General features: G+C 54.8%; 23 protein-coding genes and 1 tRNA gene. 8 read left to right on the top strand and 16 right to left on the bottom strand.

The genetic code is table 11. The features are described from left to right. Position 1 precedes the first annotated feature (1 nt). The 3 genes from iscR to uvrB form a co-directional block, all read right to left on the bottom strand. Positions 2 to 478, bottom strand: a complete 477-nt coding sequence (gene iscR / locus LNA76_RS06705) for a Fe-S cluster assembly transcriptional regulator IscR (RefSeq protein ID WP_021446710.1) — start codon at positions 476 to 478, stop codon at positions 2 to 4. 142 nt (positions 479 to 620) lie between these two features. Next, on the bottom strand, positions 621 to 1112 hold the full coding sequence (locus tag LNA76_RS06710; RefSeq protein WP_162988252.1) for a low molecular weight protein-tyrosine-phosphatase: 492 nt from the start codon (positions 1110 to 1112) through the stop codon (positions 621 to 623). Between the two features lie 451 nt (positions 1113 to 1563). Further along, complete coding sequence (gene uvrB, locus LNA76_RS06715; protein ID WP_094196425.1) at positions 1564 to 3585, bottom strand: excinuclease ABC subunit UvrB; 2022 nt, start codon at positions 3583 to 3585, stop codon at positions 1564 to 1566. 84 nt (positions 3586 to 3669) lie between these two features. Here uvrB and LNA76_RS06720 point away from each other — a divergent pair, with 84 nt between their 5' ends. The 3 genes from LNA76_RS06720 (at position 3670) to lexA (ending at position 6271) form a co-directional block, all read left to right on the top strand. Beyond that, the gene (locus LNA76_RS06720) at positions 3670 to 4872 is read left to right on the top strand and encodes an amino acid aminotransferase (RefSeq protein ID WP_094196424.1); all 1203 of its coding nucleotides are present in this window, start codon (positions 3670 to 3672) and stop codon (positions 4870 to 4872) included. 71 nt (positions 4873 to 4943) lie between these two features. Beyond that, positions 4944 to 5504 carry a GNAT family N-acetyltransferase gene (locus LNA76_RS06725; RefSeq protein WP_230018560.1) on the top strand — a complete coding sequence of 187 codons (561 nt, stop codon included), beginning with the start codon at positions 4944 to 4946 and terminating at the stop codon, positions 5502 to 5504. Between the two features lie 107 nt (positions 5505 to 5611). After that, complete coding sequence (gene lexA / locus LNA76_RS06730; protein WP_108727327.1) at positions 5612 to 6271, top strand: transcriptional repressor LexA; 660 nt, start codon at positions 5612 to 5614, stop codon at positions 6269 to 6271. Between the two features lie 458 nt (positions 6272 to 6729). Here the strand turns inward: lexA and lon are convergent, their stop codons facing one another. The 4 genes from lon to tig form a co-directional block, all read right to left on the bottom strand. Continuing rightward, a complete protein-coding gene (gene lon / locus LNA76_RS06735) occupies positions 6730 to 9195 on the bottom strand; it encodes an endopeptidase La (RefSeq protein ID WP_094196421.1) in 2466 nt (821 codons plus the stop codon). Between the two features lie 275 nt (positions 9196 to 9470). Beyond that, complete coding sequence (clpX, locus tag LNA76_RS06740) at positions 9471 to 10772, bottom strand: ATP-dependent Clp protease ATP-binding subunit ClpX (protein ID WP_094198325.1); 1302 nt, start codon at positions 10770 to 10772, stop codon at positions 9471 to 9473. Positions 10773 to 10872: 100 nt separating this feature from the next. Beyond that, complete coding sequence (clpP, locus tag LNA76_RS06745) at positions 10873 to 11526, bottom strand: ATP-dependent Clp endopeptidase proteolytic subunit ClpP (protein ID WP_021446711.1); 654 nt, start codon at positions 11524 to 11526, stop codon at positions 10873 to 10875. After that, positions 11526 to 12836 carry a trigger factor gene (gene tig / locus LNA76_RS06750; RefSeq protein WP_094196420.1) on the bottom strand — a complete coding sequence of 437 codons (1311 nt, stop codon included), beginning with the start codon at positions 12834 to 12836 and terminating at the stop codon, positions 11526 to 11528. Before tig ends, clpP begins: the two co-directional genes overlap by 1 nt. Before the next feature lie 173 nt (positions 12837 to 13009). Between tig and LNA76_RS06755 the strand changes: the two genes are divergently transcribed. Further along, positions 13010 to 14221: a CaiB/BaiF CoA transferase family protein gene (locus tag LNA76_RS06755; protein ID WP_230018562.1), complete on the top strand. Its 1212-nt coding sequence runs from the start codon at positions 13010 to 13012 to the stop codon at positions 14219 to 14221. 123 nt (positions 14222 to 14344) lie between these two features. Continuing rightward, a tRNA-Leu gene (locus LNA76_RS06760) sits at positions 14345 to 14429 on the top strand. 814 nt (positions 14430 to 15243) lie between these two features. On the opposite strand, the gene LNA76_RS06765 is transcribed toward LNA76_RS06760, so the two are convergent. Further along, entirely contained in the window at positions 15244 to 16734 is a 1491-nt protein-coding gene (locus tag LNA76_RS06765; RefSeq protein WP_406846441.1) for an MFS transporter, read from the bottom strand. A 112-nt stretch (positions 16735 to 16846) separates the two neighbouring features. On the opposite strand from LNA76_RS06765, the gene soxR reads away from it, so the two are divergent. After that, the gene (gene soxR / locus LNA76_RS06770; protein ID WP_230018564.1) at positions 16847 to 17305 is read left to right on the top strand and encodes a redox-sensitive transcriptional activator SoxR; all 459 of its coding nucleotides are present in this window, start codon (positions 16847 to 16849) and stop codon (positions 17303 to 17305) included. A 120-nt stretch (positions 17306 to 17425) separates the two neighbouring features. Here soxR and LNA76_RS06775 read toward each other — a convergent pair whose 3' ends face one another. The 3 genes from LNA76_RS06775 to LNA76_RS06785 form a co-directional block, all read right to left on the bottom strand. Further along, a complete protein-coding gene (locus tag LNA76_RS06775) occupies positions 17426 to 17962 on the bottom strand; it encodes an AmiS/UreI family transporter (RefSeq protein WP_094196416.1) in 537 nt (178 codons plus the stop codon). A gap of 383 nt (positions 17963 to 18345) precedes the next feature. After that, the gene (locus LNA76_RS06780; RefSeq protein ID WP_094198323.1) at positions 18346 to 19296 is read right to left on the bottom strand and encodes an arsenic resistance protein; all 951 of its coding nucleotides are present in this window, start codon (positions 19294 to 19296) and stop codon (positions 18346 to 18348) included. 44 nt (positions 19297 to 19340) lie between these two features. After that, on the bottom strand, positions 19341 to 19583 hold the full coding sequence (locus LNA76_RS06785; RefSeq protein ID WP_094196415.1) for a hypothetical protein: 243 nt from the start codon (positions 19581 to 19583) through the stop codon (positions 19341 to 19343). A gap of 126 nt (positions 19584 to 19709) precedes the next feature. Between LNA76_RS06785 and LNA76_RS06790 the strand changes: the two genes are divergently transcribed. Beyond that, on the top strand, positions 19710 to 20153 hold the full coding sequence (locus LNA76_RS06790) for a hypothetical protein (protein WP_094196414.1): 444 nt from the start codon (positions 19710 to 19712) through the stop codon (positions 20151 to 20153). Between the two features lie 15 nt (positions 20154 to 20168). Here LNA76_RS06790 and LNA76_RS06795 read toward each other — a convergent pair whose 3' ends face one another. Together LNA76_RS06795 and LNA76_RS06800 are read right to left on the bottom strand one after the other, a co-directional pair. Next, complete coding sequence (locus tag LNA76_RS06795; RefSeq protein ID WP_108727324.1) at positions 20169 to 21092, bottom strand: DNA/RNA non-specific endonuclease; 924 nt, start codon at positions 21090 to 21092, stop codon at positions 20169 to 20171. A gap of 186 nt (positions 21093 to 21278) precedes the next feature. Next, positions 21279 to 21680: a DUF1090 domain-containing protein gene (locus tag LNA76_RS06800; RefSeq protein WP_230018566.1), complete on the bottom strand. Its 402-nt coding sequence runs from the start codon at positions 21678 to 21680 to the stop codon at positions 21279 to 21281. A 347-nt stretch (positions 21681 to 22027) separates the two neighbouring features. Here LNA76_RS06800 and LNA76_RS06805 point away from each other — a divergent pair, with 347 nt between their 5' ends. Further along, a complete protein-coding gene (locus LNA76_RS06805; protein WP_230018568.1) occupies positions 22028 to 22348 on the top strand; it encodes a DUF202 domain-containing protein in 321 nt (106 codons plus the stop codon). 17 nt (positions 22349 to 22365) lie between these two features. Here the strand turns inward: LNA76_RS06805 and LNA76_RS06810 are convergent, their stop codons facing one another. The 3 genes from LNA76_RS06810 to LNA76_RS06820 all read right to left on the bottom strand — a co-directional run bounded on the left by LNA76_RS06810 (position 22366) and on the right by LNA76_RS06820 (position 25622). Next, a complete protein-coding gene (locus tag LNA76_RS06810) occupies positions 22366 to 22833 on the bottom strand; it encodes a PaaI family thioesterase (protein WP_230018570.1) in 468 nt (155 codons plus the stop codon). 40 nt (positions 22834 to 22873) lie between these two features. After that, entirely contained in the window at positions 22874 to 24742 is a 1869-nt protein-coding gene (locus tag LNA76_RS06815) for an SLC13 family permease (protein WP_326833648.1), read from the bottom strand. Positions 24743 to 24815: 73 nt separating this feature from the next. Further along, positions 24816 to 25622: a sulfite exporter TauE/SafE family protein gene (locus LNA76_RS06820; RefSeq protein WP_230018572.1), complete on the bottom strand. Its 807-nt coding sequence runs from the start codon at positions 25620 to 25622 to the stop codon at positions 24816 to 24818. Positions 25623 to 25670 lie beyond the last annotated feature (48 nt).

A 25670-nucleotide genomic window follows, 5' to 3' on the forward strand; every position in this document is an offset into this window, starting at 1 on the left:
ACTACAAAGTACATTCTTCTGGCTGACCGGCTTCCTGAGCGGCCAACTTGAGCTGACGCAGGCGCTGCTGATCAACCAAGTCCTGTAGCGAGACAGAGTCCAGATAATCGACCATTTTACGACTAAGCGTCGCCCAAAGCTCGTGAGTCATGCACTCGCCTTTCTGCCCATTTGTGCCCTGCTTGCAATTACCCTTGCCACCACACTGGGTAGCATCAACGGGCTCATCGACCGCAAACACAATGTCAGCAACGGTGATGTGGCGGGCCAGACGCGCAAGCGTATAGCCACCACCCGGACCCCGCACACTATCGACCAGTTCATGGCGGCGCAACTTGCCAAATAACTGTTCAAGATAGGAGAGCGAGATACCCTGTCGCTGGCTGATGCCTGCGAGCGTCACCGGTCCACTTTGCTGGCGCAGCGCAAGATCGATCATCGCGGTTACGGCGAAACGCCCTTTTGTCGTCAAACGCATGATAGTTTCCTTGCCAAAGGCGAAAGCGGCCGGATTGCCAAGGGCAAATCCGACCAATTTGGTCCAGTATAGCAAATACAGGGGAAACTACCGTGCTTGAGCGTGTGTTTTTACACTTATACTGCAGTGTTATTTTAGTCGCTCAGGCAGCACGGTAATTGGGTACGCGCTTGCGAACCAACTCGAATACGCCCTGGCAGGCATCCTCAATATAGTCCATGACCTTATTGAAGCCATCCTGGCCACCATAATAAGGATCAGGCACGGTAGCCGCTTCGTAATCAGTGGCAAAGCGCATCAGCAACATGAGCTTGTGACGGTACATGGGAGGACACATTTGCTGCAAGGCAGCGTGATTTTCCCAGTCCATGCTCAAGATAAGGTCGAAGTTGCGAAAGTCCTCGCGCTGGACCTGTCGGGCCTGATAGGTAGAGATGTCATAACCGCGTTTACGAGCGGCTATCTGTGCGCGTGTGTCAGGATGCTCGCCAACATGAAAGCCATGCGTGGCGGCTGAGTCCACCAAAATAGCCTCCGACAAACTGGCTTGGTCAACCAGTTGGCGCAAGACACCTTCGGCGCTGGGGGAGCGGCAAATATTCCCTGTACAGACAAACAGAACCTTACTCATAATGCGTCAAAGTCTGCGGGAAAACCCCAAATAAGGCAAGACGGAGCAAGGGCCTAAAACAGATCCCCGATACGGCCTTGGAAACAGCAAACCCGGGTCGTTTGGGGGCTGCAAATAAGAACAGTACGCCGGTGCTTGAAGTTTGGAATAAACCAAAGGCGCGGCACCCTTTGCTTAGCGGATACTGCGCCTTCACGAGATGAGATAAATCAAGCAATACACCTGAGCGATGAAAGCCGGTAGCGGAACCGTGCTTTTACTGTCTTTTCGTCCAAGCCTAGTTGCGAATACACAACAGCAACAAGCAAAGATGAAAAAGCTCCACGTTCCCAGGAAGGGGTTAAGCCTGATACCGACACACACGCCCCATCTGGTCCAAGCGAAGGTTTGCGCTCCTGCCCAAGGCACACTGCAAGGGGCAAGCCCTTGCCTGATGCCATTAGGCCAAGGGCCGTCACGCCATCAGCAACTTGGCCTTGAGCCTTTGCAACTTGTCGCGCGCAGCCGCAGCTTGTTCAAACTCCAGGTTACGGGCGTGATCCATCATCTCTTTTTCCAGACGCTTGATCTCACGTGCTGCCGCCTTCTCGTCGCGAATCAAGGCTTCTGGCACGTCCTCGCGCAAGCTGGCGGTAGGATCCGAAGCCACAACGCCGTCAATCAATTCGCGTACCGCCTTGTTCACGCCGCGCGGCGTAATGCCATGCTCTTCGTTAAAGGCGATCTGCTTGGCACGACGACGCTCGGTTTCCTCGATAGCGCGACGCATGGAGTCTGTCATTCTGTCGGCATACAAAATGGCCTTACCGTTCAGATTACGCGCTGCCCGACCTATGGTTTGAATCAGGCTGCGCTCGGAGCGCAGGAAGCCTTCCTTGTCCGCATCGAGAATGGCCACCAAAGACACTTCAGGCAAGTCCAGGCCCTCGCGCAACAAGTTGATCCCGACCAGCACATCGAATACGCCCAAGCGCAAATCACGGATAATCTCGGCCCGTTCCACGGTATCAATGTCCGAATGCAAGTAACGCACCCGGATGCCATTCTCGGACAAGTAATCCGTCAAGTCTTCGGACATACGCTTGGTAAGCGTTGTCACCAGCACACGATCTTGCTGCGCCGTACGCAACTTGATTTCACCCAGCAAATCATCGACTTGGGTGGTGGCAGGACGAACTTCAATTTCGGGATCCACCAGGCCGGTAGGCCGCACCACTTGCTCGACCACGTTGTCGGCATGTTCTTGCTCGTAAGCAGCCGGTGTGGCCGACACGAACACGGTTTGCGGCATGCGACGCTCGAACTCTTCCAGCTTCAAGGGCCGGTTATCCATGGCCGACGGCAGGCGGAAACCGAATTGCACCAGCGTTTCTTTACGCGAGCGGTCACCACGGTACATCGCTCCCAACTGCCCGATCGTGACGTGGCTTTCATCAATAAACATCAGGGAGTTACGCGGCAGGTAATCAATCAGCGTTGGTGGCGGATCGCCGGGCGCCGCCCCTGACAAGTGGCGGGAGTAGTTCTCGATGCCTTTGCAAAAACCCAGCTCCTGCAGCATTTCCAGATCAAAACGGGTGCGCTGCTCCAGGCGTTGGGCCTCGACCAAATGCCCTTCCCGCGTCAGAAATTCCAGACGCTCACGCAGTTCCAGCTTGATGGTTTCAATTGCCCGCAACACCGTTTCACGGGGGGTCACATAGTGCGAACTGGGGAACACAGTAAAACGGTTCAGCTTCTGCACCACTTTGCCAGTTAGCGGATCAAACAGTTCCAGCTCTTCCAGTTCGTCATCAAACAGACTGACCCGCAAGGCCAGCTCGGCATTTTCCGCCGGGAAAATATCGACCACTTCGCCACGGGCCCGAAACACACCACGCTGGAAGTCCAGGTCGTTGCGCTCGTACTGCATGGCAACCAGCCGGGCCAGCAGCTCCTGCCGAGCGATTCGGTCGCCCTTGCGTAGCGTCAGCACCATCGCATGGTAGTCGCCAGGATTACCAATACCGTAGATGCAAGAGACCGTGCCCACAATAATGGTGTCCGGTCGCTCCAACAGGCTTTTGGTGGCCGACAAACGCATCTGCTCGATGTGTTCATTGATGGACGAGTCTTTTTCAATAAACAGATCGCGCGATGGCACATAGGCCTCGGGCTGGTAGTAATCGTAATAAGAGACGAAGTATTCCACGGCATTGCGTGGGAAGAACTCGCGCATCTCTGCGTACAGTTGCGCGGCCAGGGTTTTATTGGGTGCCAGAACAATGGCCGGACGCCCTGTCCGAGCAATAATGTTCGCCATGGTATAGGTCTTGCCCGATCCCGTTACCCCCAACAGGGTCTGGTACATCAAGCCGTCATCAATCCCCTCGACCAACTGCTCAATTGCCGCTGGCTGGTCACCAGCAGGCAAATAAGGTTGGAAAAGCTTGAAGGAACTCCCTGGAAACTCTTGAAAGGCAGGCTCAAATTTCATGCTAGACACACTTTAGGGTAAGCCCGTATTATCACATTAATGCTTTGTTTTTCTACCTTTCTGCGCTAACGCCCCCATATCATCATGACATCGCTCTTCGAAACCGTCGAACTGGCTCCACGCGACCCTATTTTGGGTTTGAATGAACAATACAATGCCGACGAACGCAACGGCAAAGTTAATTTGGGAGTCGGTGTTTATTACGACGATCAAGGGCGTATCCCGATTTTGCAGGCTGTTCAACAAGCTGAAGACGCCTTGATGAGCAAGGCCGCTGCACGCAGCTACCTGCCTATCGAAGGTATCAATACCTACAACCTGGGTGCTCAAACCCTGTTGCTAGGCGCCGACTCCCCCGTTATTGCCGAGGGCCGTGCCTTGACGGTGCAATCCCTGGGCGGTACCGGCGCACTGAAAATCGGTGCTGACTTTCTGCACCAACTGCTGCCACAGTCCGAGGTTTACATCAGCGATCCAAGCTGGGAAAACCACCGTGCTCTGTTCGAGCGCGCCGGCTTCAAGGTCAACACCTACGCGTACTACGATGCCACCACTCATGGCCTGAACTTTGAGGGCATGATCGCTTCGTTGCGTGCCATGCCTGCCCAGTCCATCGTGGTCTTGCACGCGTGCTGCCACAACCCCACCGGCGTGGACCCCAGCATGGAACAATGGGCCCAGATCGCCGAACTGATCAAAGAGCGTCAACTGGTTCCTTTCCTGGACATCGCCTATCAAGGCTTTGGTGCCGGTCTGGAGGAAGACGCCAGCGTGGTACGCCTGTTTGCCAAGCTGGGCCTGTCCATGTTCATCAGCTCTTCTTTCTCCAAATCCTTCTCGCTATACGGCGAACGCGTCGGCGCCCTGACACTGGTCACGTCCAGCAAGGACGAAACGTCCCGCGTGCTGAGCCAGGTCAAGCGCGTGATTCGCACCAACTATTCCAACCCGCCAACACACGGCGGCAAGGTTGTAGCCACTGTCCTGAGCTCACCCGAGCTGTTCCAGACTTGGGCTACCGAACTGGCTGGCATGCGTGATCGCATCCGTGACATGCGTGCACAACTGGTTGCCAAGCTGAAAGAACATGGTGCCACCCAGAACTTTGACTTCGTACTGCAACAGCGCGGTATGTTCTCCTACTCCGGCCTGACGGCCGAGCAAGTAGAACGCCTGCGCCAGGAACACGGCATTTACGCCGTCAGCAGTGGCCGTATCTGCGTTGCTGCGCTCAACAGCCAGAACATTGATGTCGTGGCCAAAGCCATCGCTCAAGTCCTGAAATAAGCTGGCCGTCCTTACCGCCTCCAACGCCCTTCTTCGGAAGGGCGTTGTCGTTCCGGACCTTGGAGTACCCCATGACAGACGCTATTTCCCTGCACACCGAACGCCTGATCCTGCGCCCCTGGAAACCGACCGACCTCGAGCCCTTTTACCGATTAAATAGCGACCCCCACGCGCTGCGCTTTTATCCGGCCACCCTGGACCGCGAACAAAGCGATGCTATCGCCCACCGCAGCCAAAGCCTGATCGAAGAACATGGCTGGGGGCCCTGGGCTGTGGAGCTGAAGGAAAAAGGGGCCTTCATCGGTATGGTCGGCTTGAACCGCCCAACTGCTGAGCTCTACTTTCAGCCTTGCGTAGAACTGCTCTGGCGTCTTCTGCCTGAATACTGGGGCAAAGGCTACGCCACCGAAGCCGCCCGAGCCTGCATGGATTTTGCCTTTAACGAACTGGACCTGGAGCAAATTGTGGCGTACACCGCTCAGTTGAACCGGCCTTCGCAAACCGTCATGCAACGCCTGGGCATGACAAAACAAGCCGGCACCTTTGCTCATCCTGGCGTACCTGTGGGCCACCAGCTTGTCCCTCACGTGCTGTACACGCAGGATCGCAAAGACTGGCTTCCATCTGCCTGAACAGACCTCGAAGGGTCGAAAATTAAGCCTTTAAGGTCCCCAAAGCTTGCAAAAACGGCAACTGTAACGCACAATCTTTACTGTATATATATTCAGCAGACAATACTATGACCGCCAAGCTCACTGCACGCCAGCAACAAGTGCTGGACATTATCCGTTCTGAAATCGAACGGACGGGTTTCCCCCCCACTCGCGCAGAAATTGCTCAAGTGCTGGGTTTCAAATCCGCCAATGCGGCCGAAGATCATTTGAAAGCTCTGGCCCGCAAAGGCGCGATCGAGCTAACCGCCGGTGCCTCGCGCGGCATACGCCTGCTTGGCACGGATACACGCGACCATGCAGCGCCCAATAGCAGCCCATTGGCCAATCTGACTGACGCCCTCTTACTGCCCATTATTGGCCGCGTTGCTGCCGGTAGCCCTATTCTGGCTACTGAGCATATCGAGCGCGAAATTGGTGTTGCCCCTACCCTGTTCACCCAAACGCCTGATTACCTGCTACGTGTGCGCGGCCTGAGCATGAAAGACGCCGGAATTTTTGACGGCGATCTGCTGGCCGTCAAAAAAGCTAGCGAAGCGCGTAATGGGCAGATCGTGGTGGTCCGCATTGGTGATGATGTCACCGTCAAGCGCCTGTCGCGCTCCAGCAATCAGGTCATCCTTTTACCTGAGAACGCGGACTTTGAACCCATCATCGTTACCGACCCGGACTCTCTGTCCCTGGAAGGTATTGCTGTAGGCCTGATTCGTACCAGCCCGCTGCATTAAACCTTGTCTCTCTAGGCTATCAGGCCTGTTTTATGAGCTTGGTGCACCTGATAAGAGAAAAACCCCATATACCGTTTGGTGCATGGGGTTTTTTTACTGGTCAGAGTGCATGCCGCTATACAAGTTTGAGCAGATTAACGGCGACAAGCGCTTTGCCTATGGCCATCACGGTATGTCTGCAGTTGCAGTCATGGCTGCAATCGTGGGGGCAGCCATTCCTGGCCCCCCACATACCTGCATGCCTACATGCCAACATGCCTACAGCAAGAGTTGAGCAGCCGTAAACCTCTCGCGCAAGCTTGCGACCCTCACCTTCCTCATATCATTGCCCAAAGATCTGGCTCCCACTGCTGTCAACATGGCTAACCTCAAAGCCACGATCAGTCTGACCAAAATGCAAACAGGCTACCTTGGGTTCAAGGTAGCCTGTTTCACTGCTTGCTTACTACTGCTGATGCTTAGTGCTTGAAGGACTCCGAGCCCGTGCCTGCGGCACGAGTGGCGGCCAAAGCCTCAGCAGCCAGGCGAGCCACCTCTTCGTCGCTCAGAGGCGTGACGGCGTCTTGCAGGGCCACTTCCAATACACGATCAATCCAACGCACTGGAATGATCTCCAGCGTGTTCTTCACGTTATCTGGAATGTCGGCCAAGTCTTTGACGTTTTCCTCCGGGATCATCACCGTTTTGATGCCACCGCGCTGCGCTGCCAACAGCTTCTCTTTCAAGCCGCCAATAGGCAAAACTTCGCCGCGCAAGGTGATTTCACCCGTCATGGCCACATCAGAGCGAACCGGAATACCCGTCAGACTGGACACAATAGCCGTGGTGATGGCGATACCAGCCGATGGACCATCCTTGGGCGTAGCGCCTTCAGGAAAGTGCACATGCAGGTCGCGCTTCTCGAATACCGTGTTGGGGATGCCCCATTTCTGGGCACGCGAACGCACCACTGTGCGGGCCGCCTCAACGGACTCTTTCATCACATCGCCAATCGAACCGGTGCGTAACACATTGCCTTTACCGGGCATATCGGCCACTTCAATGGTCAGCAGATCGCCACCCACCTCGGTCCATGCCAGGCCGGTCACCTGTCCAATCTTGTTCTCCTTCTCGGCCAGGCCGAAGGAGTAGCGACGCACACCCAGGTACTCGTTCAGGTTCTCCGAATTGACCACCAGAGTTTCCTGTGTCAGGGCCTTGTTACGGGCAGCACGCGTGCCAGCCTGTGGATTGGCCACCAGCAGCTTGCGAACCACCTTGCGGCAGATCTTGCTGATTTCACGCTCCAGCGAGCGTACACCCGCCTCACGCGTGTAGTAACGCACGATGTCGCGTACAGCATCTTCGGTGACTTCCAGCTCACCAGCACGCACACCGTTGTTCTTCATCAGCTTGGGCAGGAGGTAATCAAAAGCAATGCGTACTTTTTCGTCTTCGGTGTAGCCAGACAGACGAATCACTTCCATACGATCCAGCAAGGCCGGTGGAATATTCAGGGTGTTACTGGTTGCCACGAACATCACGTCGGACAAGTCGTAGTCCACTTCCAGGTAGTGATCCTGGAAGGTGTGGTTTTGTTCAGGGTCCAGAACTTCCAGCAATGCCGAGGAAGGATCGCCACGGAAATCCGCGCCCATCTTATCGATCTCGTCCAGCAAGAACAGCGGATTACGTACACCCACCTTGCTCATGTTCTGAACAACCTTGCCGGGCATAGAGCCAATATAGGTACGACGGTGACCACGGATCTCGGCCTCGTCACGTACGCCACCCAAAGCCATGCGAATGAACTTGCGGTTCGTTGCCTTGGCAATGGACTGACCCAGCGAAGTTTTACCGACGCCTGGAGGGCCAACCAAACACAGGATCGGAGCCTTCAATTTGTCCACACGTTGCTGAACTGCCAGGTACTCAACAATCCGCTCTTTGACTTTCTCCAGACCAAAATGGTCCGCATCCAATACTTCCTGAGCATTGCTCAAGGAATTATTGATACGGCTCTTTTTGCGCCAAGGCAGACCAACCAGCGTTTCAATGTAGTTGCGCACCACCGTGGCTTCAGCTGACATGGGCGACATCAGCTTGAGCTTCTTCATTTCAGCTTCAGCTTTCTTGAGCGCCTCTTTGCTTAGCTGAGCCTGCTCGATGCGCTTTTCCAGTTCCTCGACATCGGCACCGTCCTCGCCTTCGCCCAACTCTTTCTGAATCGCCTTGACCTGCTCGTTCAGGTAGTAGTCGCGCTGGCTCTTTTCCATCTGCTTTTTCACACGGCCGCGAATGCGTTTTTCGACCTGCAAAATGTCGATTTCACCTTCCAATTGCGACAGCAAGCCTTCCAGACGCTCCATGGCCTTGGGCGTTTCCAGCATGCCCTGCTTTTGCTCCAGCTTTAACGGCAAGTGAGCAGCAATGGTATCGGCCAGCCGGCCAGCGTCATCGATCCCAGTCAGGGAAGTCAGAATTTCCTGAGGGATCTTTTTATTCAGTTTGACGTACTGTTCGAACTGACCCAGCACAGCGCGGCGCAAGGCTTCGGTTTCAGCCGCATCACCAGCATCGCCAGGCACTTCAACCACCGAGGCCATAAAGTGGGTGTCAGCATCCTGAACCTGGGTGATACGAGCGCGTTGCAAGCCCTCCACCAGCACTTTTACGGTGCCATCAGGCAACTTGAGCATTTGCAAAATACTGGCCGCACACGCAATTTCGTAGAGATCCTCAGGAGCGGGATCGTCCTTGCCTGCGGACTTTTGCGCCACCAACATAATGTTATTGCCGGACTCCATCGCCAGCTCAAGGGCTTTTATCGAGCGAGGCCGACCAACAAAAAGCGGAATCACCATGTGAGGGAACACCACTACATCGCGCAAGGGAAGCAGCGGCAGCTCAATAGGTTCCGTAGAAAGAATCTGGCTCGCAGACATAGTCATTTCCTATAAATGTCCTTAGACGCAAAAGGGAAGCCTGGGCTTCCCTTTCACGGTTTAACCTGTTGTAGCTCAGATTGTGGCGAATTTTGATATTTCAAGTAGGCCGTACGAACATTAGAACAGAACTTCACAGAGTTAAAGAGAGACAAATTTTTATGTCTGGTGGCCATCATGAACACCCACTCTTTTCTCTTTACCTTCGCCTGTCGCCCGGTCTTGCCTGTGCCCTTCCGGTCAGAGCCAGACAGAGCACAAACAAGGAGATATCTCTAAGCTACTGCGTTCTTCAAGGGCGACTCAGTGTCACTGGCTTCACTATCGGACAAAGTGCGACCCAAAATCAATTCGGGTTTACTCTTTCCGGCAACGGCGTCCTCGGTCAGCACCACTTTGCTGACATCCTTGCGCGACGGCAACTCGTACATCGTGTCTAGCAGCGCTTGCTCGACAATGCTGCGCAAGCCGCGGGCGCCTGTACGACGTTTGATGGCACGCTGGGCCACAGCACGTAGCGCGGCAGGTTGAACTTCCAGCTCCACACCTTCCATGCTCAGCAGTTTCTGGAACTGCTTGACCAAGGCATTGCGTGGCTCGGTCAAAATGCGGATCAAGGCATCTTCGTGCAACTCTTCCAGTGTGGCGACCACAGGCAATCGTCCTACCAGCTCAGGAATCAGACCGAATTTAATCAGATCCTCGGGCTCGGCCTCTGCAAACAGCTCACCTACGCCACGCTCGGATTTGGCTTTCACCGAAGCGGAAAAACCGATGCCGGATTTTTCTGTACGGTCACGAATCACCTTTTCCAGGCCATCAAAGGCGCCGCCTACGATAAACAGGATATTGGTGGTGTCGACCTGTACAAAGTCCTGGTTCGGGTGTTTGCGACCACCTTGTGGAGGCACCGAAGCCACGGTACCCTCGATCAGCTTGAGCAGTGCCTGTTGCACGCCCTCACCCGATACGTCGCGGGTGATCGACGGGTTATCCGACTTGCGGGAAATCTTGTCGATTTCATCGATATAAATAATGGCACGCTGCGCTTTTTCCACATCGTAATCGCAGTTTTGCAGCAGCTTCTGAACGATGTTCTCGACATCCTCACCCACGTAACCGGCTTCGGTCAGGGTGGTCGCATCGGCCATCACAAAAGGCACATCCAGCATGCGGGCCAGCGTTTGAGCCAACAGCGTTTTGCCCGATCCGGTAGGCCCGATCAGCAAAATATTACTTTTGGACAGTTCCACATCGTCACGGCCTGCCTTGCCGCCACGAATCCGTTTGTAGTGGTTATATACCGCTACGGCCAAGGTGCGCTTGGGCGTCTCCTGGCCAATGACATAACCGTCCAGAAACTCTTTGATTTCCTGGGGGGTGGGCAATTCTTTACGTTCACCATCAGGAGTGGCGCCCGCAGCTTCGTCACGAATGATATCGGTACACAGATCAATACATTCGTCGCAGATGAACACCGACGAAGGTCCAGCGATCAGTTTCTTGACCTCATGCTGGCTTTTATTGCAAAACGAGCAATGCAGAACTTTCTCGTCGGCCGATTTCTTTTCGGACATAAATTTAAATTTCACTTCAGGATGGTAAAAGGACGGGAACAAGTCCCGCCCCCGAACAGCCATAGTACTGCTTCAGATCGATCCCTGTTGGGACGGATGATTACTCGTCACGCGTATTCATCACCTTGTCGATCAGGCCATAGGCCACAGCGTCTTCAGCTGCCATGAAGTTATCACGCTCGGTATCGAGCTCGATACGCTCGACAGGCTGGCCGCAGTTCTCGGCCAGAATCTTGTTCAAGCGTTCACGCAGACTCAGGATTTCCTTGGCCTGAATCTGGATATCGGAAGCCTGACCACGCGCACCGCCCGAAGGCTGATGAATCATGATGCGCGAGTTAGGCAAAGCAAGGCGCTTGCCCTTGACGCCCGAAGACAACAAGAAAGCACCCATGCTGGCAGCCATGCCGGTACACAATGTCGAGACTTCCGGCTTGACGAACTGCATCGTGTCGTAGATGGCCAGGCCTGCGTAGACCGAACCACCGGGCGAATTGATGTAGAGCGAAATATCTTTCTCGGGATTTTCCGACTCCAAAAACAGCAGCTGGGCCACAATCAGGTTGGCCGAGTTGTCATGAACCGGGCCCACCAGAAAGATGATGCGCTCGCGCAGCAGGCGGGAGTAGATGTCGTAAGACCGCTCTCCACGACCAGACTGCTCAATCACGATGGGCACGTAGCCCAGACCCGTAGGGGCAACGGACTGCCCCCCATGCATTGAAGCGTAGAAGTCGACAAAGGTTGACGACATTAGTTGGTTCCCATGATTTGGTCGAACGCCACCTCCTCGTCGGACACCTTGGCCTGGGACAGTACGTGCTCGACGACGTTGTCTTCGAGTACCACTGCCTCAATCTCGGCGCGACGCTGGCGATCGGACAAGTAGTAGGCCACCACTTGGGCGGGCTGTTCATAGTTCTGGGCAAACTCTTCGATGCGGGTACGAACCTGCTCGGGCTTGGCTTGCAGTTCAGCAGCCTTGACCAGCTCGGAGACCAGCAGACCCAAACGCACACGGCGTGTGGATTCTTCCTGGAAAGCCTCGGCAGGGATAGGCATCTTGTCTGCGTCGGGCACGCCACGGTCTTTCAGTTCAGCACGAGCCGAAGCGATACGGCCTTGGACATCGTTGTCTACCAGAGCCTTGGGCACCTCAAATTCGCTGGCGGACAACAAAGCATCCATCACGGCGGATTTATTGCGAGCATGCACACGAGCCTTGATTTCGCGCTCGATGTTGGCACGGATGTCTGCCAGCAAAGCGGCTACATCACCTTCGGCCTGACCCAGGGACTTGGCAAATTCAGCATCCAGCTCGGGCAGAACGGGCTGGGCCACGTCTGTCACGGTGATCTTGAATTCAGCGGTTTTGCCAGCCACTTCCTTGCCGGTGTAATCGGCCGGAAATTCCAGGGGGAATGTTTTGGTTTCGCCTGCTTTCATGCCGGCAACGGCAGTTTCAAACTCGGGCAGCATGCGGCCACGACCTTGCAGGTATTGGAAACCTTCAGCGCTACCACCTTCGAAAGGAACGCCGTCAATGGTGCCCACAAAGTCCAGAGTGATGCGATCATCTTCCTGGGCTTCGCGATCAGCGCTGGACTCGTAGTTGGCGCGTTGCTTGCGCAACACGTCTACGGTGCGCTGGATGTCTTCGTCGGTCACAGGCGTATTGGCACGCTTGATTTCCAGCTTGGACAGATCGGGCAAGGCCACTTCCGGATAAACTTCGAAGGTCGCGGTAAAGGCCATCGTGCCTTCAGCAGGCTCGCCTTCTTTGGCTTCCAGATTAGGAGTGCCGGCTACGCGCAATTTGGAGTCCTGGATCACTTTGTCCAGGGCTTTGCCGATTTCTTCGTTGATGGCGTCGTAACGAATACCAGGGCCGTGGCTGCGCTCGACAACGGACAAAGGCGCTTTACCGGGACGGAAGCCCTGTACCTTGGCCGTGCGAGCCACACGCTTGAGCTGGGCCTGGACTTGTTTTTCTACGTCGGCCACCGAAACGACCACATCGACTCGGCGCTCCAAGCCGGACAGAATTTCAACCTCGGGCTGCATTGAAGACCTATATTAAATTGAGTAATTGATAAGAGTAATCCGGCATTTTACCGGAAACTGGCACGGTAAATCCAAACAAACGTATTTTGAATCATAATTTCCTGTCAAGACAATACAGCCGTGCCGGACTATGATCCCTTACTTTACCTTCCCTACGCAAGACTGATATGCACATGACTACCCCTTTGGGCGGCATCCGGGTCCTGGAACTGGGCCAATTGATCGCCGGCCCCTTTGCTGCCAAGATCCTAGGCGAATTTGGCGCGGACGTGATCAAGGTTGAATCCCCTAAAGGCGGCGACCCCTTGCGTAAATGGCGTTTGCTACATGACGGTAACTCGGTCTGGTGGGAGGTGCAATCACGTAACAAAAAATCGCTGGCCTTGGACCTGCGCCAAGCGCAGTGCCAGGACGTGATCCGGGCATTGGTAAAAGAGTGTGACATCCTGATCGAAAATTTCCGTCCCGGTGCCCTGGAAGAATGGGGGTTGGGTTGGGAAGCCCTGAAAGCCATCAACCCAGGCTTGATCATGCTGCGCGTGTCGGGCTACGGCCAGACAGGCCCTTACAAGGACAAACCTGGTTTTGGCGTGATTGGCGAAGCCATGGGTGGTTTGCGTCACCTTAGCGGTGAAGCCGGACGCCCACCGGTACGGGTTGGCGTCTCCATTGGGGACTCTCTGGCGGCCTTGCACGGTGTCATCGGCATCATGATGGCCCTGCGCCAACGCGAGCAAAACCAGGGTGTAGGTCAATATATTGACGTGGCCCTGTATGAATCCGTTTTCAACATGATGGAGAGCCTGCTGCCGGAATACTCGGCTTTTGACGCAATACGAGAACCTGCCGGCAGCAGCCTGCCCGGTATCACCCCCAGCAATGCCTATGTCTGCAAAGACGGCAAATATGCCCTGATTGCCGGTAATGGTGACAGCATTTTCAAGCGTTTGATGAACGCCATTGGCCGCGCCGATATGGCAGAAAATCCCGACTATGCTCACAACGATGGTCGCGCACGGCATGCAGGCGTGATTGATGCCGCTATCGGTCACTGGGCCAGCGCCCTGGAGCTGGACAAGGTACTGGAGATTCTTGACCAGGCCGGCGTTCCGGCAGGCCGCGTGTATGACATCGCCGATATTGCGACCGACCCCCACTACCAAGCCCGCGAAATGCTGTTGGACAGCCGCTTGCCAGATGGCACACCGCTTAAAGTGCCGGGCATTGTTCCCAAGCTTAGTGACACTCCCGGCGGTATTTACCGCCTTGCTCCCCATCTGGGCCAGGACACCGAAGAAATCCTGAATCAGTTGGGCATCAGCGCCGAGCAACAGGCCGACTGGCAAGCACGTGGATTGATCGCAAAAAGCCCAAAACGTCGATAAAACAAAGCGGTACAAAAACGTTTGAGGGCCACATCAAGATGGCCCCTAATCAATTTGCTTCCCCATAGGGCGGACTACTTGCCTAGGGTGAAAATCCACGCTAGAATCTACTTCTTTCGTGTTGCGAACGTGGCGGAATTGGTAGACGCACCAGATTTAGGTTCTGGCGCCGAGAGGTGTGAGAGTTCGAGTCTCTCCGTTCGCACCAAAGCATGAAAACCGTTGATTCAAAAAAAATCAATTTTAAGTAAAATCAACAGCTTAGCTTCTTCTCTAATGGCTTTTGATAGCCTGTTTTCAAGTATTCAACATCGTAGGTCCCATAAAAGCCCCACGAAAACAGCTTATAGCCAGCATCAACAAACACACTTCTGGGTATCGAACCCGGATAAAACTGCCCCCTGCTGCGCAATCAGCCCCCTTATCGGGAAAGCCGGGTCTTTTCGACCAAACAGGAAACGCAGACCTGGGCGATGCAACGCGCGCTTTACCTTCTCTCCCCTACGTTTGAGACCGCTCGCCTTGAATCCGCATAAGATGACACGCTCATTGTTGGCATCAAAGCCGCACGCCTGGCCAACTCAAAAGTAGCAAAATGTGCAATCGACCCAGTCATTTCTCAGAGCCCACACAAGTCTGCAATGAGGGTCGCTGCGCTTGCTCAAACACAAGCCCCAGACACAAAAAAGCCGCTCTTGGTGAACGGCCTTTTTATTTGGGTTTGAGGACTATTACTGCCTATCATGCTTGCCGGGAAAGTCACTAGGCCAACGCATGGGCTTAGGTTCCGGATCGGGCCTGGGGGCTGGATTGGGAGAAGGGATACCATTCACGTCCGAACCTCCTTCACATAACAATCAAAAGTGTGCAAGGCCACGCATTAATTGCACTAAATACTATACCAATGGTGGAAAATCACCAGCCTTCTAGTATTTACCCCAGTGCAACATGGCACCACGTCCTCAGATCAAGCGTTCTCCGGGAAACGTAGTACGGACACGAAAGCAGACTTGCACTTCCTTTTAATCAGACTGTTTTTTAGCCTTGCAGTTCCGTGCGACTATGATCCCAAACAATGGCGCGACGGCAAATACGCCAAATAGATAATAAGCAGCCTGACGCGTCCCCGCCACTCCACCCGGATCAATAAGTCCACCTGCATTGGCAACCATCCCCGCCAAAGCCGCTCCGCTGGCCGTTGCGAAGAGCTGAATGGTGGTGATGGATGCCCCGGCCAGTTCTTGCTCCTGAACAGAAGCGGCTTTTAACACCCGTATCAGCAGGTGGGGCCAGGCCAGTCCTACTCCCAAGCCGATCAGCGCCAGTGCCAAACAAATCGGAACCAGGTCCAGAAACAGGCCCGTGCTGGTCTCCGGTACCAGAAAGGTGAGCCCTAGCATGCCCAGCAAGCCGCAAACCGGCCCGACCAGAATCGCCCGCTCAATCGCCCGTCCGCTCAGCCCCGAGCTGATGACAGCACCTACCGTCCAACCCGCTCCCATCAAGGCGGCCAGGTAGCCCGCCACCAAAGGAGACTGCTGATGCAAAACTTGCAGAAAAAGCGGTGCGAAAACCTCTCCGCTAGTGACAGTCAACACCAACAAGGACATCAAGGCATACAAACCGGCAATCTCGGAACGAAACTGAAAGGTCCCCGACGGCAACAAGCGGCTTGGCGAACGTTTTTCGACGGCAATCAAGGCGGCACCCAACACAAACGCCAGCGCCAGGCCCAGGACATTGTGCACCAGCTCTACCGAGGTGCTACCCGCAGAAATAGCCAGCACAGCCAGCGTCAATAAAATCAGCTGAATCAACGGGATAGATGCCTTTGCCTCAGTGCCGGATTGAGGCTCCCGTTTAGGCAAGACACCAGAAGCCACTACAGCAAAAAGAACTGCGATCAGGGCAACGGATCCAAAAGCAGCCCGCCACATGCCCCACTGCGCAAACAGGCCGCCGATCGCCGGGCCAGCAAGGGTGGCCACACCCCACATGCCCGACACCAAAGCCATCGCACGGGGCCATAACTGCTCGGCAAAAACCACGCGAATCATGGCGTAGGCCAATGCAAAGAGCAAACCCCCACCTATGCCCTGAACAAAGCGACCGAACAGCAAAATGGACATGCTGGGTGCCCCCGCACAAATCACCGCCCCCACCGCAAAGGTCACGGCGGCCAAGCCGTAGCTTCCTTTAGGGCCTGTCATGGCCAGCAACTTGGGGGACAAGGCCGAACCCAGGATGGATGCCACCACAAACAAGGTCGTGTTCCAGGCATAGAGATCCAGTCCGCCGATATCCTGCACAACCGTAGGCAAAATGGTGGTCGCAATATAAACATTGACGGCATGCAGCACCACGCCGCCCGCCAGCACCAGTGCACGCATGGCATTGGCGCCAGACAATAAATCCCCCCAGGCTGACTGGCTGGGCGCCCCCTGCCCCCCATTCGCGGCCAACTGGTCTTGTGCCGCTGGCACCTCGCCCGCAGGGGCTTGCTGATTCTTCATAAGATCTCGACTCGTTCACAATAAGACGCCCCGCTGCTCAAGGAGCTTGCAGGGGCAAGAGTCGTCTTTTATAAAACCTCATGCATAGATGAGGTCAAGAGAATCAGTCACCATGAAAATCGACATTACTATCCCGCTATCGGTAGGCGAAGTTGCACGCCGCAGCGGAGTAACCATTGCCACCGTGCATCACTATGAGGCCAAAGGCTTGATTCAAGGCTGGCGCAGCGATGGCAATCAGCGACGGTATCACCGCGAGGTTTTGCGGAAGATCGCGGTAATCAAAATTGCCCAAAGAGCCGGTATTCCGCTGGCAACAATCAAGGAGGCCTTGGATGAGCTGCCATCCGGCAAGCCACTACAGGCCAAGGACTGGGCGCTGCTCTCGACCCGCTGGCGCGACATGCTCAATGATCGGATCCGCAGCCTGACCCAACTTCGTGATGAGCTGGATGGCTGCATAGGCTGTGGATGCTTGTCCATGACGAATTGCCCGTTACGAAACCCGGGGGATCAATTGTCATTGGTGGGAGATGGGGCTGTGCTACTGAAGCAGAAGAGCACCATTTAAGGCATTCACCAGCAGGATCTGCTCAATTAGGCAAAGAGCCTTCAATGCCGCCCTGAGGGCCCGGTCGGGATGCCGGGCCTGTTCTTATGGGGATTTTTATCAAGCGAATACTAAGCCGCTTTAAATCACGCCCCAGAAATACAGCAAGGCAGGCAGCAGCGCCGTCAACACTCCCTGTACGGCGGACACCATGCCTGTCAAGCGGGCAATGGGTTTATTCAGGACCAGCAGCAAGAAGAACAGGAACCAGAGGACGGCCCAAGACAGCCAGCTTAGCACTTGCCAATAATCAAAAATCCGCTCGGCAAGACTCAGGTTGGTGATCGCGGCAGGAACGGCAATGCAGGCCACCGCCAGGGAGTACCAACCCAGCGCACGGCCGTCACTGCCAGTAAAGGCGTTCACCCCGACCCAGAAATAGGTCAGGGCAAACAGGCCCAGGTAAATGGCGGACAAGGGGGAGTACACCACGCTGTTGGCCGGATTCAGGATGTGAGACATGCAGATGAATCCCAGCACGGCGGTGAACAAATTAACAATGGCAGCATCTTTAGCATCCACCAGCCTGCCCGCGTGGTGACCTTCAGAATAGTAGAGACGAACACCATTCACGAACAGGCACAGGCCTGCAAACGCCAGAAAAGCGGCAACTAGCATTTTGAAGATTTCCTAAGTAATAGAAAGCGGACACAGAACATGCCCGCAACATGATGTTGCACTCAGAGCCGAGGCGGAGCAGATCATAGAGCCTGGTAGCCCAATCGCCATGTATGTTTTTTTATAAGCTCTATAAGAAAAAACCGCGCATTTTTACGGCGGTTTTCCAGTGAGTAATCATCCTAAAAAGCAAAGATTTTGCACGGGCTTGAACAGGTCAGATCAGCCCTTACCCATTTTGAGAGCGAAACCTAGCCGAAAACAGGACAAACGTTCTCCATCAATACGTGGAAAATCCCATCGAATTCAGGACAAGCGTGCTGCAAATGATATTTGCCAGCCAACAAACGGCTTACACAAGAAACCACTCAAGCCTGTTCGTTTTAGCCTCCGCGAGCCAATACGCGCACATAGACCAGTTGCGCCAGCAACTCCACCAAGGTCTGGGTCAAAATGATAGCGGGCAACAAGGGCAAGGCACCTGGAATAGCCAGGGCCAAAGGCAGAACAACCAGGGAGTTACGAGTCGCGCTACTAAAGGCCACTGCTCGTCGCAAAGGGACTTCCAGACGTACTTGTTGCGCCAGCACCCAGCCAATGACAGGAGCCAGGACGGCAAACAGAACATACACTGGCAAGACGCGCCACAACACATCCAGCGCCGGCTCCAATTGCCTCAAAACGGCAGCTACCACAATAAACAGCACCAGGGCGGTAGCCGGGACAGGCGCCAGGCCTAAACCCGTCTGGATCTGCGCCCAGACGCGACTTTTCCCAGCAAGATACTGAGTCGCCCCCGCCAATAGCAGTGGAGTCAAAATCAGAAAAAAGAAGGCGTCCAGAAAAGGCCCGGCCTTGATGTACAGGCCAAACTGTTCTCCCAATGCCAACTTCAGGAACAAGGGTAAAAGCAGCATTTGCACCACAAGCAGCACCGGCGTGGCCGCTAGCAAGCTTCGCGCATCTGCACGGCCTAATTGAGCAAACGTGACAACGTAGTCAATGCAAGGGGCCAGCAGCACCAGCAACACACCCAGACGCAGCATAGTATGGTCTGGCAGCAAGGGCAGCAGCGCAAAGACAAAGAGAGGAATCAGGCAAAAATTGGCCACGAGCAGCACGGCCAAAAAGCGCAGTTGCGTCAGCGCCTTACCCAGTTGAGAAACAGGCACCTGCAAAAAGGTGACATACAACATGAAAGCCAGTGCCGGATTGATCCAGTCGACCAAACTGGTCGGCATCACCCAGACACAGGCCATCAAACCGGCCAGCAACATCGCCACACAATAAATGGCGATTTGCCGACTTTCCAACGCTTCACGAATCACGGTCAGCACCTCGCTTGGCAGCAAACCCGCAGCACTGCCGTGAAAAAACCTTACAGACCGCTACGACGCAAACGGGCGGCCGACTGACGATTCAAGTCCCGAGCCTCACGCTCGGCATATTCGCTTTCACCAGCTTCGTAGCGTCCTTCATGCATGCAGGACTCACGATCCCAGGTACATTCATTGAAGAGTTTGGAGACGGGGCCACCGCCTGGTTTGGCCGAAGAACACGCCGCCATCAAGGCAGTCAAACCAATGACCGCAGCACCTTGGATCAGTCGTCGAAGCATCATTTCGTCTTCCCTACAAAAAATCTTTTCTTACCGCAAATCGAAACGACAGCCAATCGCGGACAATACGAACACTGTACCCCGAGGCCTAAAAGCTCGTCGATTCCCTTTCCTGTTAATTTGCAATTTATGACTCAAGAACAATTTCTGCTATTGGCCCAAATTTTGCACTTATCACCCAGCCCGGAGCTTGAGCACGAGACGCAACGTCCAGACGGGCCCCTTAGCCCAGAGGCACAACAAATCCTGGCTCTACATCATCAACTCAAGCAGGCCTATGTTATTCACCGGCCCACCGCGTTTCGGGTTGTGGTCAGCCATGACGATCTGGATCGATTCCCTGGCGCGCTGGACCTAAAACAGGGCATGCGCGTCCAACTTGTCTCCTACATCAGTGAACGCTACATCAACGTTCGCATCACCGAAGTTCCCTCTACACCCAAGGCCTATTTCCGAGGGATGGTCACGGAGCAAAACACCGGCTACACGCTATTTGAAGTCGGGGACAGCGTGTATTTTTCTGAAGATCAAGTGCACGCTGTCCTCAAGCCGTCGGCCGGGCGACATCCCTGATCCCGGGTCCCGCCTCTATCCCAAGGTTTTCAGGCTGGAATCGGGCAACAAATGCAGCCCAGTCCGACGGACAAACTCTTCGTAGCTGATGGGTGGGCTAACGCGAGTGGACGCCTGATTCGCCTGCCAATGTACCCAGGAGCGTCGAGTGCTTGCGTCGTACACCAACTTGAATAAATGACTGGGAACGGCAACCTGACTAGAGCCGATGCTTGCCGCACGGCGCGCATACACTGGCCCGGTAAAGACATAGACATTACCGGCAGCACGGGCGACGTATTTACGAGTATCCGCTTCAATCTTGTTCCAGGGACCGGCATTATGAGTCTGGTTTTGCGGCACCATATTAGCCAAAGAAAAGCTTTGGGCCATACTCTGTTCAGAGGCCATGTCCCCTGCCGGCGCCATATGTCCACGTGAAAATCCCGAGCCCCGGTAATCATTCAGTTCGGCGCGTTCCGCCTGAGGCAAACGGCCTTCAGCATAAAAACGATCCGTACGCTTGACGCCCTTGGCCGACTGAATCTGTTGCCGATTCAAACGCTGCACAACAAACACCGGGGTTTTGGTTTGGCCGCTATGCAAAATCGCAAAAGCGCTAAAGCATAACTCCCGTTGCGCATAAGCCATGGGCACAACAGGCCGTGAACCGGGAAAGAACTGGGGGCATTGCGCAAAAGAGGTCTGGACATACCCATCAATGGCAGCAGGGACGGGCGCACTGTCTTGCTGAACGACCGTGGGCCAACCCAAAGACACCAGAAACGGCTCAAGACTTTGCCAGTTCAGCCCCTGTGGATGAAGCCAGGCAGTCGCAAGCCCAAAACTAGTGAGGGCCGCTGCAATGACTGATTTCAAAAATCGGGACGGGCTACTCTGCCCTACCTTCTTTCTACTACTGGTTTTTGTACCGCGACGACCTGTGCTTTTTCTGCTCATACCACTCTTGTTTTATGCTTGGTCGGCCTACATCATTGCGCCGACTGCACCTGTGATTATAAGCAGTCCTTTCTATATAAAAGGAACGTGCCCCCACCGGGAGCACGTATTTCCTTCTGACTCCTGCCTTTTTCAGTCCATTTGACGAGCCTAGCAGAAGCGGATTCAAAAGCTGGAGCGCGCTTCTTACTTTGCGCTCAAGGCCTGCAGCTCTTTCAATTCCTCTTGCAACTGCTCCAGCTTGGCGCGATCGCGCTCCAGCTTTTTCTCCAGCTCCTGCACCTTGTCTTGCCGCCCTTCAGCACGCTTTTCGGCGATTTCGTCAATACGATCCTGAATGTCCTCTTCTTGCTCGCGGATATCATCCTGCACATCGCGCAGCAAGTCAGCATCTCGACAATGCATTTGCACATTGGCCAATGCGCGCTGCAGACCACGCTCGCGGTGCACATTCCCGTGCTGGCGCGCATAGTCGATCTGGTTCTGGATCTCAGCAGCCCGATACTGGCAAGCTGGGTTATCCGCCCAGGCGGGCAAAGCCATCACACCTAAAACGGCGCTCACGCACCATACAGAGCTTTTCATCATGATTACTCCTGCTGTGTTCCTGTGGAACATCATCATACAAGCGCGTTCGCTGTTTACCTGGAGTGGACGCTTATAACAAACTTCGTCGTCTTGTCACGAATACGTGATTAAATTCGAAGATTCCTTCGTTTATGTCATGATCAAGTAACAGAATTGTCGCAAATTGTGCCAAAGAACTTACACAACGTGTCTTTAAGCATAAAACAGTTCAGTTACACTCAAAATCCTCATAAAGCAAACTTTTACTTTTCATCGTGTCCAACATCACCATCAGGAAATGGATCTTTTTCCTGTGCGCTGCTTTGATTGTTTTGTGGCTCTTTCCCTTTGCGCACATCAACGAAAGTTTGCTCAACTCCTCCCAGGCGTATTCCGCCTGGCATACCAGTGTGCTCAACTCCTTGATGCCTTTGTCGATCCTGGCGGTTGCCAGCTTGATCTGGGCAGACAAAGCAGTGTCCGCCTGCCTGGCCATGGCCGTCAACACCGTCTTGTTTTCACTGGCGATCAAAAATATCTGTGATACCGCCGACCGTTTCTCTCACGTGTGCGGTATTGATGTTTCTGTTTCCTACGGAGCCATGCTCTATGGGCTGGGCATGGCGGCGCTGTGGGTATTACTACTTAGCTATCGCTGGAAAAATCCTAAAGAGCGGTCCGGTCCCTGATGCAGCCCAGTCTGGTATCAGGACTTCTCCGCCCGCCCCTGCATCACCATAATCGTTTGCTGCATCAACGCACATAAGGTGTGCTTGCCCTCTTCCATGGCAAATACCTCGGCCTGCGTCACGATCAAACTGCGGCCCTGACGAACCACAGACCCTCGGGCCAATAAAGACTCCCCTTTGGCCGGCGCCAGAAAATTCAGCTTGTATTCCACGCTGAGCACGCTGGCGCCCAAAGGCGTACAGGTCATGGCGGCATATCCTCCGGCCGAATCAGCAATCATGCCCACAACACCACCATGTACAAATTCGTGCTGTTGCTGAACCCCCTCCCAATGCGGCAGATGGATCTCGACCAGGCCTGCCTCGACCAACGGCATGGTGGCGCGAATCAAGCTCATTGCCTGCTGGCGGGAAAAACTGTCTTGCACGGCTTGCCGCATGGATGGGTCCAATGCGGGCTTAGCAGAAGCGAGGGCTGAACGCATGGCTGAGGTCTCCTTTATTTTTATCGTGGATACAGCGGTGTCAAACGGGATTGAACGGCCAGAAAACGGGAATCAACATCACGCCCAAGACCCAGAAAATCAAGTTCAAGGGCAAACCGACTTTCAGAAAATCCGCAAACCGATAACCACCCGCGCCATAGACCATCGTATTGGTTTGGTAGCCCACGGGGGTTGCGAAACTAGTGGAAGCAGCAAAGGTCACCGCGATCAAAAAAGGCGTGGGATCAACCCCCATCATTTTGGCCGTGGACATCCCTATGGGCGCCAGTAACACCGCAGCGGCGGCATTGCTCATAAACTCGGTCAAGACCAAGGCCATCAGATAAACCACTGCCAGCACCGTCAACGGTCCAAAAGACTCGACCAAGCCGACCGTGTTTTCCACCAGAAACTGGGCGGCCCCCGTCTCACTCATAGCCAATCCCAAGGGCAACAAACCAGCCATCAAGATAATGATGCGCCAATCGATGGCGTCGTAAACATCATCTGCCTTCAGGCAACCGGCCAGCGTCATGGCTACGGCACCGAGCAATGAGGTGACACTGATGGGCACCCAGCCCAAGGCAGGCACCACAATCACCAAGGCCATGGTGACCAGGGAAAAAGGTGCGCGCCAGCCCATTTCTTTTTCAGCCTCACGCTCGGAGAGCACAATAATATTGCTGTCAGCCCGCAAGTCAGCCGCCTCGGAGGCCGGGGTCAACATCAACAAAATATCGCCCACCTGTAAACGTACAGCACGCAACTGCTCACGCAAGACCTGGCCACGGCGATGAATCCCCAACACAGTGGCATTCCTGTGCCAGCCCGCCCTCAAGCTGCCCAAGGTACGCCCGCTGATACGCGAACGCGGCGCAATCATGACCTCCGTCAAAACCTGATCAACCTGTTCAAAAGATCGTTGCTCCAACTTGAACTGCGGATCTACTTCCAGACCCGCTTCTTTGCGCAACTCATCCAGCTTGGTCCAATCTCCACGCGCCAACAGCACATCGTCCTGCTCAATCTTCTGCTCTCGCGGCCCCCACACTTTGATATCACCGCGCAACAGCTCCAGCACAAAGACGCCATACTGCTCACCCAACTTTGCGTCGCCAACAGACTGACCGATCAAGGAGGAGTCCGGCATGACGCGCAGTTCGGTTATGTACTTGCCCAACTCATATTGCTCGACCAGCTCGCCACCGCGCGCCGCAGGCAATAGCCAGCGCCCTACTGTCAGTAAATAAATACAACCGACTGCCATGCAAATGACACCCAGCTTAGTAAATTCAAACATCGTGAAGCCTGGATGCCCCATGTCGCGGGCAATGGCATTGACCAACAGGTTGGTAGACGTTCCAACCAAGGTACAGACCCCGGCCATTTGCGAGACATACGACAAGGGAATCAGCGCTTTGGAGGCTGACATACTTATCCGTGCGCTAGCGGCCATCACGATAGGAATGAATACCGCCACCACTGCCGTGTTATTGACAAAGGGGGCAATCACCGCCAGGACCAGAAACAAAAGCACCAGAAACTGAAGTGGGGAGCGGGCCTTGCCCAGCAAATCCCCAATCCCTGACAGCGCACCGCTATTTTGCAGGCCGGCGGCCAACACAAACATCGCAGCGACGGTGACTGTGGCCGGATTACTGAAGCCGCCTACGGCCTGTTCAGGAGTCACCAAGCCCAGAATAGCCAAGGTGCCAAGCACCAATAAAGCAATCGCGTCGATTCGGAGTTTTTCTGTGGCAAACAAGACAATCGCAACTAAAGCCAGGCCCAAAACCACTGCAATTTCGATTGTCATGTTGCCCCACTCCTGTTTATTCTGTGCTGCCAAGTATAGGTAAAAATGCAGCACCCCAAGCGCTGCATTTCGCCGTACTGAACAAAAAAACACAAGTTTTTCAAAACAGGCAAAGCGAAACCTGCTGCATCAGGTAGATGCTGATACCGCAGCGCCCTGGTCAGACCTAGACCAACAGCATCACCAGGAACACCCCTGCCAACAAGGCGATATAGGCTTTGGCGTGAATGCGGTCGGGGATCTTGCCAATCCAGCGTGAGGTAAAACGAATCCCCAGCCAGGAACCCAGCACCAATACCAGACAGGCACGCAGGTCGATGTAACCCGCATGCCAAGGCCCCAATGAGTCTGCATTCCAGGCCAGCATCGCGTAGCTCAGGCTGCCCACCACCGCCATAGGCAAGGACAAGGGATTTGCCGCTGCTGTGGCGGCCGTCATGCTGGCACCGCGTCGGCGCATCAAAGGTACCGTAATCACGCTCCCGCCCACGCCCAAAAAGGCGGCGATCGCACCAATAAGAACGCCGGCCCCGGCGCTGCTGGCCTTGCTTAAAGGGCGCATGGCCTTGCTTGCTGTCTGCGTAAAACCCGCTCGAAACAGGCTATCAAGAATCGTCAGGCCCAGATACACAACAAAAACCCAACGCACCCAGGCCCCACTCAAGGCCATGGCCGCTACCGCACCGGGAATCGCCCCCAGGGCGATAAACCAGAGCAAAGGACGCACCTGCCCCCAAGGCACGGTGCCAGCCTTGTGATGGCGCCAACTGGACAGGCCAGCCCCAAAGATCATGACGCAGGTGGACGTGGCCACCGCAATATGCATGGCCGCCTGCCCCATCTGGCTGTCTGCGCCATACAGAGCAATCAACACCGAATACAGCACGGGAACCACCACAAAGCCACCACCGAAACCAAACAGCACGGTGGTCACCCCGGCCAGCAAACCAAAAAACAGCAATAGCAAATACATAGTCGCCCATCAAAAGAGATACCAAAACCCAAGAATAGGTCGCTCCGC

The organism is Alcaligenes sp. MMA (assembly GCF_020907215.1).
Classification (GTDB): domain Bacteria; phylum Pseudomonadota; class Gammaproteobacteria; order Burkholderiales; family Burkholderiaceae_B; genus Alcaligenes; species Alcaligenes aquatilis.

What these genes read in the sequence shown, in the direction of transcription:
- iscR (WP_021446710.1), bottom strand. Translation starts at nt 478, where the DNA reads ATGCGTTTGACGACAAAAGGGCGTTTCGCCGTAACCGCGATGATCGAT.
- uvrB (WP_094196425.1), bottom strand. Translation starts at nt 3,585, where the DNA reads ATGAAATTTGAGCCTGCCTTTCAAGAGTTTCCAGGGAGTTCCTTCAAG.
- LNA76_RS06720 (WP_094196424.1), top strand. Translation starts at nt 3,670, where the DNA reads ATGACATCGCTCTTCGAAACCGTCGAACTGGCTCCACGCGACCCTATT.
- LNA76_RS06725 (WP_230018560.1), top strand. Translation starts at nt 4,944, where the DNA reads ATGACAGACGCTATTTCCCTGCACACCGAACGCCTGATCCTGCGCCCC.
- lexA (WP_108727327.1), top strand. Translation starts at nt 5,612, where the DNA reads ATGACCGCCAAGCTCACTGCACGCCAGCAACAAGTGCTGGACATTATC.
- lon (WP_094196421.1), bottom strand. Translation starts at nt 9,195, where the DNA reads ATGTCTGCGAGCCAGATTCTTTCTACGGAACCTATTGAGCTGCCGCTG.
- clpX (WP_094198325.1), bottom strand. Translation starts at nt 10,772, where the DNA reads ATGTCCGAAAAGAAATCGGCCGACGAGAAAGTTCTGCATTGCTCGTTT.
- clpP (WP_021446711.1), bottom strand. Translation starts at nt 11,526, where the DNA reads ATGTCGTCAACCTTTGTCGACTTCTACGCTTCAATGCATGGGGGGCAG.
- tig (WP_094196420.1), bottom strand. Translation starts at nt 12,836, where the DNA reads ATGCAGCCCGAGGTTGAAATTCTGTCCGGCTTGGAGCGCCGAGTCGAT.
- LNA76_RS06755 (WP_230018562.1), top strand. Translation starts at nt 13,010, where the DNA reads ATGACTACCCCTTTGGGCGGCATCCGGGTCCTGGAACTGGGCCAATTG.
- LNA76_RS06765 (WP_406846441.1), bottom strand. Translation starts at nt 16,734, where the DNA reads ATGAAGAATCAGCAAGCCCCTGCGGGCGAGGTGCCAGCGGCACAAGAC.
- soxR (WP_230018564.1), top strand. Translation starts at nt 16,847, where the DNA reads ATGAAAATCGACATTACTATCCCGCTATCGGTAGGCGAAGTTGCACGC.
- LNA76_RS06775 (WP_094196416.1), bottom strand. Translation starts at nt 17,962, where the DNA reads ATGCTAGTTGCCGCTTTTCTGGCGTTTGCAGGCCTGTGCCTGTTCGTG.
- LNA76_RS06785 (WP_094196415.1), bottom strand. Translation starts at nt 19,583, where the DNA reads ATGATGCTTCGACGACTGATCCAAGGTGCTGCGGTCATTGGTTTGACT.
- LNA76_RS06790 (WP_094196414.1), top strand. Translation starts at nt 19,710, where the DNA reads ATGACTCAAGAACAATTTCTGCTATTGGCCCAAATTTTGCACTTATCA.
- LNA76_RS06795 (WP_108727324.1), bottom strand. Translation starts at nt 21,092, where the DNA reads ATGAGCAGAAAAAGCACAGGTCGTCGCGGTACAAAAACCAGTAGTAGA.
- LNA76_RS06800 (WP_230018566.1), bottom strand. Translation starts at nt 21,680, where the DNA reads ATGATGAAAAGCTCTGTATGGTGCGTGAGCGCCGTTTTAGGTGTGATG.
- LNA76_RS06810 (WP_230018570.1), bottom strand. Translation starts at nt 22,833, where the DNA reads ATGCGTTCAGCCCTCGCTTCTGCTAAGCCCGCATTGGACCCATCCATG.
- LNA76_RS06820 (WP_230018572.1), bottom strand. Translation starts at nt 25,622, where the DNA reads ATGTATTTGCTATTGCTGTTTTTTGGTTTGCTGGCCGGGGTGACCACC.